Source organism: Algibacter amylolyticus (assembly GCF_014202225.1).
GTDB lineage: Bacteria > Bacteroidota > Bacteroidia > Flavobacteriales > Flavobacteriaceae > Algibacter_B > Algibacter_B amylolyticus.
On sequence record NZ_JACHGE010000003.1, the window covers coordinates 354455 to 367128 of the forward strand.

The following is a 12674-nucleotide window of genomic DNA, read 5'->3' on the forward strand; positions in this document are numbered from 1 at the left end:
GTTATAATAAAATGTTTTTTAAGTCTTTAAAACTAATTTATTTCAAATTAAAAAATAAGAGCGCAAAAGTAGATGTATTTTATGTATTGATAGTATTAAAGTTTTGATAAAATTTTAATACTATCTCTGTTTACTTATAATTATCGTTTATCTGTAATATTTTGCTAAACAACTTCAATTTTAAATATAAAAAGAACTTAACTAGTAACTATAACAAGTAAATTAATTATATTTGAATAAGTAGGAATTTTAAACTAAATTAGATTGAAAATAAAACCTAATATTTATGATTTGTTGTTTTACATAGCTTTTGCAGTATGCCTTATAATTAGCATAACCTTGGATCGTAAAGCTTTGTTATATGCATCTCCATTAGTTGTGGTTACCATACTTTTAAAATACATTAATGCCACCAAAAAAAACGCAGACCCTCTATTTATACTTGCGCTTATAGCCATAATTGGTGTTAATTTCTTTTCATTTTATGGTTTTAATAATTACTTTAAAATACTAACATTACTCACGTCTTCTTATTTAATATTTTACTGCTTAATCCTTAAAAAGTACATTATAAAAGCCAAATATTCAATTTCAATATCTGTATCCATTGGCGCTTTATTGGTTGTTTATACCATCTATTCGGTGGTTGCTTTACTTATTGATTATATGCCAAAAAGCAACCTGTTTTATATGATTTTATGCGCCTGCTGTTTACTTATTTATGCTGCAGTAGTTGCCAAAATTTATTTGAAAAATAACTACCAACATGGTACTGTGTTATTAGGCTCCGGAATTTCATCCATTTTTCATATTGGCTTATCACCTATAAATGAATATTTTTATTACAACAAAACCTTTACAGTTATAATTATTATTTCACACTTCATTTCCATTTATCTTTTCATGATTTTCATTACTAAAACTAAACCTAAAAAGCCACAAGATTATTATAACCAATAATAATTAATAGTCGAATAAGTCTAAAAAAAGGCAATAAAAAAGAGGATAACCCTTAAGTCATCCTCCTTTTAACTAAAAAACCAAATCAAACTAATTTATTTCAATGATGCCTACTACTTCGTAAGCTCTAGCACCATTAACTTGTACTTTTTCATATAGTACATTTGCGTATTCATAATATGTTAATCCATCAATTACAACCTTTTCATAATCGTTTGGCAACTCATAAACTACCGTTCCTACCTCTGGTTCCACCACTTCATATTGATTGTTTGTTTGTATATAAAATATACCTCCAGCATTAAAGTAATTGCGGTTATTAAAGTATACCCTTTTATGGTTTGAAGGCAGTACATTTATCCTAAAACCTACTTTTGGAGGAATTACTACATAGTGCCCTCTAGATTGTGTATAGTATTTATTATTCGAGTAATAATAATTTTGCCCTTTATGATTTATAACTGTTCTGTTGGGAACACTTCTTACCGAAACAACTTTCTTTTTCGGGGTTTTGTAAGTAACCTTAGTACTTGAAACCCTTCTACCTGTTGATCTAGGCGCTGTTGTTGTTTTAGTTGTTGTAACTCTTGTGGTAGTAGTCACTTTTTTGTTAGCATTAGTAGTAGAACTTCTGCGGGTTTGCCCTGAAACTTGAGTAGAAATAGCTACTATAAATAATGAAGGTAATACGAATGTTTTTATAAATGTTTTCATAATGTTTGTTTTTAAATAATTAACTTACTTTTCATGTATTATCTAAGACGTTTCTTAGTATTAATAGTTTAAAGATATTCGGATTATTTTTGCTTAGAAACCAAACTAGACCAGAACTGGAATTGTATCTACCAATTGGAAGGTTTTATAGAAGAGGTACTTTAAAAACAATTGATCCAGAGCATATAGAGTAGCGAAACACTATTTTAATTCTTGATTTAAATGACTTATTAAGGTTTTCGTTTTACTACGAATTGTTCTAGCGAGAGCTAAGCGGTTTTGGGTACGTAATAAACGATCGATAACACTATTTTGATATTCCTTATTAGATAGTAATGCTGTATAATTAGACCCAACAGCATGTACTTTTACGTGATTGTATTTTATGTTATCTGGTAGTAAATCAACCAACGAAATATGTTTTTCTAAAATAGGTTTTATCTTATTGGAAACAATAGTTTTAACTTGAGCGTCCTCACTTTTAAATAGTTCTATTTTAGCTAAGTAAGAAGCTATTAAGTCTTTTAACTTAGTACTTTCAATGGTTTCTAATTTACTTGTACTAACTATGGAATTGATTGAACTATCTTGTAAGTCAAACGTTGGATCTGCTATATTAATTATACTGTCTTTAGCTGATTTGGATAGTTCTGTACCACGCTTACCAATATAGTTTAAGGTGTTTTCTAAATAGATTATTTTTTGGCTGTCTTCTTCAATAATACGTTTAACTAATCGTAAATTAGTTTCCAACTCTTCATTTAAATTAATGTAGATTTTATCCTCCTCTAAGTTGTTTATTCTAATATCATTTAAATCGTTTATTTTCCAAGCTATAGAAACAGCAAAAACTATAAGTACAATTTCTCCTAGTGCATAAAGTGCATAGGATTTAAACTTACGAGCATCCATAAGTTTCCTGCGTAATTTCCGTAATAATTTCATGTAAAGACTAAAAAAAAGAATGATTCTTGTAAACTATACTACAAAATTTAGACTTTATGAGTTAAGCGAATTGCTATTAATAAACTCTAAAAACTTAGGTTTATATTGTTCCGAAACCGTAATGCGTTGCTTGTTAATTATAATTTGGCTACGCTCAATAACATCTATGTTTTTTAAGGCTACTATAAACGATCTATGTACACGCATAAATTGCGTTTCTGGTAATTCAGCTTCTAACGATTTTAAACTCATAAGCGTTAAGATAGGCTTCGGGTTGTCTTTTAACCAGATTTTAATGTAATCCTTTAAACCTTCAAAATACAGGACATCTGCGAGTTTAATGCGCAGTTGTTTATATTCCGATTTTACAAAAAGAAATTCTTTTGCTTCAGAAACTACATTTTGTTGTTTTCCTTTTTTAAGTTCAAACCAAGTGTTTGCTTTATTGGCTGCTGCTAAAAACTCAGCATAGTCAAAGGGCTTCAATAAATAGTCTAAAGCTTCAACTTTAAAGCCTTCCAAAGCATATTGGTCAAACGCAGTTGTAAAAACAACACGGGTTTCTTTTGGTAACATTTTAGAAAACTCCAGCCCTGTTAAATCTGGCATTTGTATGTCTAAAAACAATAAATCTACAGGGGCGTTTTTTAAAAACTCCATAGCTTCAATAGCGCTACTACACTTTTGTTTTAGTTCTAGAAAAGGTGTTTTTTGCACATAATTTTCAACTAAATTTAGTGCCATTGGCTCATCATCTACAATTACACATGTTATTTTTGTATTGCTCATCATTTAATTGGTTTCAATTTTTAGAGTGACCAAAAAGCGATCATCTTTTAAAATACTTTTAAAGTTGAATTTATCTGAATACAATAACTCTAAACGCTTCTCTAAATTCTGAAGACCTATGCCAGAGCCACTTTTATCGTCTGTTTTCTTCGGGAAATTATGGTTTTCAATTGAAAACAAAACGGTATTATCATCACAAGTCATATTAATATCAATAGTACTTGATTTAGTTGCCGAAACACCATGTTTAAAAGCATTTTCAATTAACGAAATAAACAATAAAGGTGCAATTTGAATACCAGATTCATCTGAAGGAAAACTGTAATTAACCACAGTTTTATCAGAAACTCGTAACTTCATTAAATCGATATACTTTTTAAGAAAATCGATTTCTTTACTAAGTGGTACAACTTCTAAATTCGTTTCGTACAACATATAACGCATCAACTTACTTAAACTATGAATAGAAGATTTTGCTTGATCTGGTGAAATATCGACTAACGAATAAATATTGTTTAACGAATTAAAAAAGAAATGGGGTTGCAGTTGGTAATGCAAATGCTGTAACTCAGATTTTAATTTAAAATTAATAGCCTCCTTACGTTCGGCTTCCGTTTTAACCCAACGTTTTGTAGATTTTAAAGCCACCGAAAAGAACAAAGGTGCTAAATACGATAACAATTGTATGTAAATCGCCATTTTAAATGGCGGTCCAGTTCTTTCCGTACTTTCAAGTCGTTTTTTTGAAATATCTTGAAAAAAATTATCTTCAATGTATTCTTTTAAAAACAAGAAGAATACAATAAACACTGCATTAATTAGTATAAACTGAACCGTTTTTTTGGGAAACAAAAAACGATCTACTAATACAAAAAAGTTGAAATAAAAGATGATTGCCGAAAAGAATAAAGGAATCCAAAAATGCGCAATTACTCTATTAATTTCTTGTTCTTGTCCATAAGACAACAAGTAAGGCAAACAAAATAATGTTAACCAAACCAAAACATGTGATACTACCGTTATTGTTTTATTCTTGTACATAATTTATTATTCGTAACGTAAAGCAGTTATTGGGTCTAAAGCCGATGCTTTTCTCGCAGGATACCATCCAAAAAAGATACCGGTTACAGCACAAACCGCAAAAGAAATCACAATGGAATACATAGCCACACTTGTAGGCCAATTTAAGAATTTTTCGATAAATACAGTAGCTCCAAGTCCTAAGATTACACCTAAAATTCCTCCCGTGATACTTATTAAAATAGCCTCAATTAGAAACTGCATTAAAATATCTGAACCCTTTCCTCCTACAGCCATACGTAACCCAATTTCTTTGGTACGTTCTTTAACAGAAACATACATGATGTTCATAATTCCAATACCACCAATTAATAGCGAAATACTTGCCACAGCAACTAGTAATATGGTTAGCATTTCGCTCGTAGAACTAAAGGTAGAAATTAGCTCTTCCATAGAACGTACGTGAAAATCATCATCTTCACTATCTGTTAATTTATGTTGCTCTCGTAAAATACTAGAGAGTTCTATTACCGCATTTGGTGCTTCTTCTTCACTAACTGCAGAGGCCATAATTTGATTTAAATGATCGATTGCCAAAATACGTTTTTGTACAGTGGTGTAAGGCGCAAAAACCACATCGTCTTGATCTTGACCAAAGGTGTTTTCGCCTTTTTCTTCCAAAACACCAATCACTTTAAACGGAATATTATTAAAACGAATCATTTGTCCCACCGGTTCTTGTCCGTTAGGAAATATGTTATCTACCACAGTTTGTCCAATTATAGCCACTTTAGCAGCAGTTTGTACTTCGGCTTCGGTAAACATACTTCCGCTTTGTAAATCGACTACTTTAATGCTTAAGTATTCCGGATTTACACCATAAATTGAGGATGGCCAGTTGTTAGAACCATTAATTACCTGCCCTTTGCCTTCTACTACAGGTGTACTGTAACTAAGTAAATTAGATTGCGCTTTAATCGCTTTATAATCACTTAAAGTAAGCGATTCCATAACACTAGCTTCTTGTCTCACGCCTCCTCTTGTGTCTGCTCCTGCTTTTATAGTAATCATGTTGGAACCCATGGCAGAAATAGTAGTACGAATACTTTCTTTTGAACCTTCTCCAATGGCTAGCATAGCAATTACAGATGCTACACCAATAATAATTCCAAGCATGGTTAGCAAGGTTCTTGTTTTATTAAGAACGATGGCTTTTGTTGCGATTTTAAATAAATTTAATAGTCTCATAATTAATGGTCTTGTTTAGGTAATTTGGCTAATTCATTTGCCGCAGATTGCACATTATTATTCAAATAATCTTGCATAATTTCTCCATCTTTTAATACAATGGTTCTACTGCTAAACGTGGCTATATCTGGTTCGTGCGTTACAAATGTAATGGTAATACCTTGTTTGTTTAATTCTTGAAATAAGGACATAATCTCATAAGACGTACGTGTATCTAAGTTCCCGGTAGCTTCATCAGCCAATATCATAACCGGATTATTAACCAACGATCTTGCAATAGCCACACGTTGTTGTTGCCCTCCGGAAAGTTGTGATTGTGTATGATGTAAACGTTCACCAAGCCCTACTTTTTCTAGAGCTTCAATAGCCCGTTTTCTGCGTTCTTCGGAAGAAACCTTGCTATTATACAATAATGGTAATTCTACATTCTCAATAGCCGATGTTCTTGCTAATAGATTATACGATTGAAAAATGAAACCAATCTTTTCGTTTCTAATGGTTGCTAATTCATTTCGAGATAAATCTTTTACACGTACACCATCAATTTGATAAGTTCCAGATGTTGGTTGATCTAAACATCCTAAAATGTTTAACATCGTACTTTTTCCAGAACCACTAGATCCCATTATAGTGACAAATTCCCCTTCTTTAATATCAAACGAAATACCTCTCAATGCATGAACCGTTTCGGTTCCCATGGTAAACTCTCGTTTTAAATCTTCTATTTTAATGATTGCTTTACTCATGGTTTTCTATTTTTTCTTGTTACCTCCTGGACGTTGGGGCATAAATGGACTTTCGCTTTTTGCGGAAGCATTAGCTTCCGATTTTGAAACCCCTTTTAAGCTATACACTAGTTTGTCGCCCTCAGAAACTCCATTTAACACTTGTACATTTACACCATCGCTTGCTCCTAGCGTTACGGTTTTAGGCGTAATTTCTCCGTTGTTTCCTAATACCCAAAGAGTTGTTTCTTCTTTAGTTCTTTCAGTGTTATTAGCTTCCAATTGATGTTGTAAATTATAACTTGCTAAGACTTCTCTTTCCGGTTTAAAGTTGATGGCTTTTGCTTCCGCAGTTAACACATCATTCAATTCTAAAGTATAAATTGAAATGGTTGCTGTTAATCCTGGTTTTAGTTTTAAATCTGGGTTATCTGCTTTAATTACAACTGTATACGTTACTACATTTGAAGTAACAGTTGGGTCTAAACGAACTTGTGTTACCACACCTTCAAAGGTTTCTCCTAAATAAGCATCTACAGTAAATGTTACACGTTGTCCATATTTTACTTGTCCAATATCTGCTTCATCCACATCGGCTTCTACTTGCATTTCTTTTAAATCTTGTGCAATGGTAAATAGCGTTGGTGTACTTAAACTTGCCGCAACGGTTTGCCCTTCGTCAATCGCTCTGGACAGAACCACACCATCGATTGGCGAATAAATATTAGCATAACCTAAATTGGTTCTGGCTTGTTGTAAGTCAGAATAACGTTGCGTTACTATTCCTTTTGCCGTTTCGTAATTATAAGCAGCATCATCAAAATCAGATTTACTTATCACTTGATTATCGAACAATGTTTTTTGTCTGTCGTAAATCGATTTTGTGTAATTTCTTTGGCTTACAGCATTATCGTAAGCAGCTTGCGCTTGTGTTTTTGAAGCATTTAGATTGGTTTTATCCAACTCAGCAATTAACTGACCCTCACTAACCACGCTGTTATAATCCACATATATTTTTTCTACAACTCCAGACACTTGTGTACCAACTTCCACTTGTGTAATGGGTTCCATGGTTCCTGTTGCAGTAACCATTGTAATTACATTTGCCTTTTTAACTGCCACCGTTTTTGCTTCTATAACAATAGCATCCTCACTATTTATAAAAGAGTAGCCTACAAAAGCGAGTACTAAAATTACTATACTGCTTACGATGATGTTTTTTTTAGTTTTCATATGAATTAATATTAAAGTTTGATATCGTTTCCTTGATAAAATTGTAATAACTGATTGTATAAAATATTTAAGTATTTAGCTTGCAAATAATTTTGTTGTGCATTAGTATATGTGTTTTGACTTATCACTAAATCGGTTGTGCTTAAGTCGCCTAATTCATATTTCTTTTGAGCTAGCTTATACGATTGCTCTGCTGCTGTTTTTGATGCTTCTGATGCAATGACTTGCTCCTGCGCAGATACCGCATTTTGATACGCCGTTTCTACTTTTCTATACACTTCCTTTTCAGTGGATTGTTTTTGTATTTCTGCTTTTTCAATATTTATAGTTGCTGTTTTTACAGCAGCTTTGGTTTGGTTTCTATTAAAAATTGGGATAGTTAACGACAACCCTAACTTCTGATTAAAGTTGACATCAAATTGATCGGAAAACGTATTGTCGCTAATACTCGTGTATCCAGAACCAATACTGCCTATTAAGGATAAGGTTGGTAAATAACCACCTTTAGCAATATCTAACGCCTTTTCGTTGGCAGCAATGTTTAGCATACTACTTTGAATTTCTGGTAAAAAGTCTAGTGCGTTATTATAAACTTCAGCTTTATCTAATTGAAGGTTTACTAGGTCTAGATTATCATCAAAAGTTTCTATTTCTATATCGTCCATTGGAGATAATTCCAATAACTGTTTTAATGCTATTATGTATTGTTGATAGTCGTTTTTAGCAGCAATAACATTGTATTTGTTTGTGGCAGCTTGACTTTGTGCTTCGCTGTAATCGCTTAACGCTATGGTTCCTGCATCTAAACGTGCTTTTGCTCTAAGCACTTCTTTTTCAGATGCTTCTAAGTTGTTTTCCGCAATAGCAATATTTTCTTTACTATAAAGGGTTTGTAAATACGTTTCTAGTATATTTAGAACAATATTGTTTTTTTCGACTTCCTCTTGAAAAATACTCTGATCTAAAAGAATTTTATTTTGCTTAATTTGATTGCTAATTTGGTTCCCTTGAAATAAAGTAACCGAACTATTTATCCCAACATTAGTACTGTGTATTTGATCGGTTACATAATCGCTTGTAATAGGATCGATGGTGCTACCACTAGAAAAACTTTGGGATGCATTACCAAATAAATCTGGTAATCTTGAAGACTTTGCTTTACTGTAATCTACTTCGGCACTATTTTTATTTAATATGGCATCTTTAACCGAAATATTATGTTCTAAAGCATAATCTATACAGTCTTGAAGCGACCATACTTTAGGCTGAGTTTCCTGTGCAAAAGCAATTTGCATAAAAAAGAAACTTAATATGAATGTGAATATTTTCATTATAATGAGTGTTTTGGTTTAACACTTCAAAAATGAAACTTAATAGGCTCTATATAAAGTCTAATCTACGTTTGGCGTTATTGACTATACCAAATCTGTTATTTTATCGATGGGATTTTTACACAAATAGCTTTAAATGAGAAGTAAAACTACAAGCACAGAAATTATGCATAAAAAAATGGCTCTACAATTAGCCTTAGAAGCACTAATTATAAAGCCTAAAATGTAACTATTTAATGTACTAAAACATATAGCCTACAGTAACTTGAAATACTCCATTTCTAAAGGAATCTGAAGCGCCTTCTACATCATTAATATTAGATAAGCCCAAGTTGTAACGAGCTCCAAAATTAAGACCACTATCTAACTTATAACCAATACCTAAATTAGCACCAAAATCTACCGTTTTAAAGTTGTCTTTTACATCTATGTCTTCATCTTTAGCCGAAAGTAAAAAACCAATTTGTGGACCAGCCTCAACGCTAAACCCCTTTGAAATATAATATTTCCCCATTAATGGCAAGTTTAAATAGTTTAAGGCTACAACATCGTCGCCAACACTGAAGCCTTGAATAGAATACATAAGTTCTGGTAGAAAGGCAAATTTCTCATTAATTGGCATTTCCGCTACAACACCAAAATTAACAAGACTTGTAATGGGGTCTAAAGTACCGGTGTTATCGCCATTAATGGTGGCAAAGTTAATTCCTAATTTACCTCCAAATTGAATGTCTTGAGCATTAACATGTGAAATACCAAAGACTGTAACAAGTGCAATAAGTAATAATTTTTTCATGATTTTAATTTATTATTGTTTGGATCAAAGCAAAGGATTAAAAGAGATACAATTCCTACCTTTAATTAAAGTTTAACTTTTTTAACCTAATTTAACAAGTTGCTGAATTATTGGGTTTTATAAGCACATGAACATCTCGATTATACACAAAATATCAAAAAAAAGAGAAAGTAATTTAGCATTCTAACTAACCTATAAATAATTTGTTTTTCTAATTCCAAACTCTAATAAAACCACTCCCTGTTTATCCACTTTTAAAAGTGAATAAATACTTTAATTTTTTGTGCCATTTTTTAGTTGAAAAAAAAATGATAAAACCTATTTTCGCGCCATGTGGATGTATTTAGGTTTATTAGCAGCTCTTTTTTTAGGTTTACACAATCTGTGTAAAAAACATGCAGTACAAGGTAACGAAGTGTTTCCGGTACTATTAGGCACCATTACTGCTGGGTTTTTATTGATTCTGCCTTTCTACATAGGTTCTAAATTATACCCAGAACAAATGCTAAAAATGGAACTCTATATCACAGATATTCCATGGAAAACGCATGGTTTCATTATTATTAAATCGGCTATAATGGCTGCATCTTGGGTATTAGCTTACCAAGCACTAAAGTATTTACCTATAACCATTGTAACTCCTATACGATCGGCAGGTCCATTCTTTACGTTTATTGGAGCTATAACAATTTATCAAGAAAAGCCTAACTTCTGGCAGTGGATTGGTTTTTTCTTGATTATTTTTTCTGTGTTCCTCTACTCAAGAATTGGAAAAAAGGAAGGCATTATTTTTAAGAAAAATAAATGGATTTTCGCTATTATAGGCGCTACCTTTTTAGGCGCTTCTAGTGGTTTGTACGATAAATTCCTTATTCAGACTTTAGCTTTAAACCCGCAAACATTACAGTTTTGGTTTTGCTTTTACACCATTCTTATATTACTTATTATTCTATCTATAACATGGTTTCCGCATGCCGAAAAAAGAAAAGCTTTTAAGTGGCGTTGGACTATACCCATGGTTGGTGTATTATTACAAATAGCAGATTACTTCTATTTTAAAGCATTGCAAGACCCAGAAGCCTTAATTATGCTACTATCTGCCATAAAAAGAAGTCAAATTATTATTGCCGTAGTAGTAGGCGGACTTATTTTTAAAGAACAAAATAAACGGAAAAAATTAATTCCGTTAGTGGGCATTATGGCCGGTGTGTTTTTAATTCTTTACACCTAATACATTCCAAAATATCACACACTCTAGCTCTTAGATCTAAAAGTGTAGCTTAATTCCGTTTGGCTATTATTTTTAAGGTAAACCGTTCTACCTGTTATTACATCTAGAAATAAAGCGGTCTGTAGACTTTGAAAAAGAAAGACCTACCAATCAATAGGTAAGTAATCTTTTAAGAATTTGCCACACCAGTGCTTTCCTGTATTGATACCATCTATTAAAGGATCCATAACACGAGCTGCACCATCTACAATATCTAAAGGCGGCTGAAAATCGTGAACTTCAACTTTCTTTTTTGATAGTTCTATTGGGTCTTCATCAGTAACCCAACCCGTATCTACAGCATTCATGTAAATTCCAGACTTCGCAAACGTTGAGGCCGATGTATGAGTTAACATATTTAAAGCGGCTTTTGCCATATTGGTATGCGGATGACGATCTTGCTTTTTAAAACGATGAAATTTCCCTTCCATAGCAGTTACATTAATAATGTGCTTCTTACCTGTGTCTTCTTTCATCATTAAATTTGATAAACGATTGCATAATACAAAAGGTGCAACAACGTTTACCAACTGAACCTCTACCATTTTGGTAGTTTCGATTTCGCCTAGTTTTAAACGCCAACTGTTTGTTTTACGTAAATCCACTTGTTGTAAATCGACATCTAATTGCCCTTCCGGAAATGCTTCCGAAGCTTTTATAGCGTTATCAAAACTATATGGAATTTGAGATAATTCAGCAGATGAACGTAAACCTATTCCTGGTTCCGGACCATGCCATGTTACAGGCAGGACGTTATTTTTAGATGTTTTTGATGTTGACACACTTAAATCTGAAAGTTCTTTCAAACATTCGAAATGATTTTTTAAAAGAGGTTGTGCGTTTTTTGGTAATTCTATAACAGACTTTTTTTCATTTTCCATTAAATGGAAATAAAACCCTGAAGGACGTCTTACAGTTTGTGCGGCATTATTAATTAAAATATCTAAACGCGAATATTGCTGTTCTATATAATTACAAAATATTTCAACACTCGGAATATGACGTAGATCCAAACCATGAATATGCAAACGATCGCTCCATAATTTATAATCATCTTCTTTAGAAAAACGAATGGCAGAATCTGCAGGAAAGCGTGTAGTAGCTATAACTGTAGCTCCAGAGCGCAATAACATTAATGTAATATGATAACCAATTTTTAATCGAGAACCCGTAATTACAGCTACCTGGTTTGTTAAATCTGCGGTTTGAAAACGCTTTGCATAATTTAAATCGCCACAATCGGTACACATGGTATCATAAAAATGGTGCAATTTGGTAAATACAGTTTTACAGACGTAACAATTTCTTGGCGATTCTAATTCAGGTGTGTCTTTTTGAGTTTCGGCGGCCGCTAATAATTTTGGTGCTGTAAAAACACTCGCTTCTCTTGCAGATCGTATTCCTGTTTCTTTGCGCGCGTGTTTATCGCGTTCAATCATTTTACGTTTTATTGCTTTTTTAGCGTCTTTACCTCGACGCTTAAATTCATCGCGATTTGGTCTAGTCAACTTCCCAGCAACTGTTAAAAGTGCAATGCGTTGCGATTCTGGTAATTCAGATAGGCCATTAGAATTATCAAGCAATTTCTGAAGTGTTTCAATACAAGAGGCAATCTCTTTGTTTTGATTGATTTCTCTCATATA

Annotated in this window: 12 protein-coding genes; 2 read left to right on the forward strand and 10 right to left on the reverse strand. The window is 32.5% G+C overall.

What is annotated here, in order from left to right:
- The first annotated feature begins 264 nt into the window (after positions 1–264).
- Complete coding sequence (locus HNQ90_RS09210) at positions 265–960, forward strand: hypothetical protein (protein ID WP_144117970.1); 696 nt, start codon at positions 265–267, stop codon at positions 958–960.
- A 90-nt stretch (positions 961–1050) separates the two neighbouring features.
- Here the strand turns inward: HNQ90_RS09210 and HNQ90_RS09215 are convergent, their stop codons facing one another.
- The 9 genes from HNQ90_RS09215 to HNQ90_RS09255 form a co-directional block, all read right to left on the reverse strand.
- Positions 1051–1674: a DUF6515 family protein gene (locus HNQ90_RS09215; RefSeq protein WP_144117971.1), complete on the reverse strand. Its 624-nt coding sequence runs from the start codon at positions 1672–1674 to the stop codon at positions 1051–1053.
- Positions 1675–1875: 201 nt separating this feature from the next.
- A complete protein-coding gene (locus tag HNQ90_RS09220; RefSeq protein ID WP_144117972.1) occupies positions 1876–2619 on the reverse strand; it encodes a hypothetical protein in 744 nt (247 codons plus the stop codon).
- Positions 2620–2673: 54 nt separating this feature from the next.
- Positions 2674–3408, reverse strand: a complete 735-nt coding sequence (locus tag HNQ90_RS09225) for a LytR/AlgR family response regulator transcription factor (protein ID WP_144118046.1) — start codon at positions 3406–3408, stop codon at positions 2674–2676.
- Between the two features lie 3 nt (positions 3409–3411).
- The gene (locus HNQ90_RS09230) at positions 3412–4449 is read right to left on the reverse strand and encodes a sensor histidine kinase (protein ID WP_144117973.1); all 1038 of its coding nucleotides are present in this window, start codon (positions 4447–4449) and stop codon (positions 3412–3414) included.
- A 6-nt stretch (positions 4450–4455) separates the two neighbouring features.
- Positions 4456–5676 carry an ABC transporter permease gene (locus HNQ90_RS09235; protein ID WP_144117974.1) on the reverse strand — a complete coding sequence of 407 codons (1221 nt, stop codon included), beginning with the start codon at positions 5674–5676 and terminating at the stop codon, positions 4456–4458.
- A gap of 2 nt (positions 5677–5678) precedes the next feature.
- Complete coding sequence (locus tag HNQ90_RS09240; RefSeq protein ID WP_144117975.1) at positions 5679–6422, reverse strand: ABC transporter ATP-binding protein; 744 nt, start codon at positions 6420–6422, stop codon at positions 5679–5681.
- 6 nt (positions 6423–6428) lie between these two features.
- Positions 6429–7634, reverse strand: a complete 1206-nt coding sequence (locus HNQ90_RS09245) for an efflux RND transporter periplasmic adaptor subunit (RefSeq protein ID WP_144117976.1) — start codon at positions 7632–7634, stop codon at positions 6429–6431.
- 11 nt (positions 7635–7645) lie between these two features.
- Positions 7646–8965 (reverse strand): TolC family protein, encoded by a 1320-nt coding sequence (locus HNQ90_RS09250; RefSeq protein ID WP_144117977.1) that lies wholly within the window; start codon positions 8963–8965, stop codon positions 7646–7648.
- 241 nt (positions 8966–9206) lie between these two features.
- Positions 9207–9761 carry a porin family protein gene (locus HNQ90_RS09255; protein WP_144117978.1) on the reverse strand — a complete coding sequence of 185 codons (555 nt, stop codon included), beginning with the start codon at positions 9759–9761 and terminating at the stop codon, positions 9207–9209.
- A 331-nt stretch (positions 9762–10092) separates the two neighbouring features.
- Here HNQ90_RS09255 and HNQ90_RS09260 point away from each other — a divergent pair, with 331 nt between their 5' ends.
- A complete protein-coding gene (locus tag HNQ90_RS09260) occupies positions 10093–10992 on the forward strand; it encodes a DMT family transporter (RefSeq protein WP_144117979.1) in 900 nt (299 codons plus the stop codon).
- Between the two features lie 143 nt (positions 10993–11135).
- Here HNQ90_RS09260 and HNQ90_RS09265 read toward each other — a convergent pair whose 3' ends face one another.
- A complete protein-coding gene (locus tag HNQ90_RS09265; protein ID WP_144117980.1) occupies positions 11136–12671 on the reverse strand; it encodes an SDR family NAD(P)-dependent oxidoreductase in 1536 nt (511 codons plus the stop codon).
- Positions 12672–12674 lie beyond the last annotated feature (3 nt).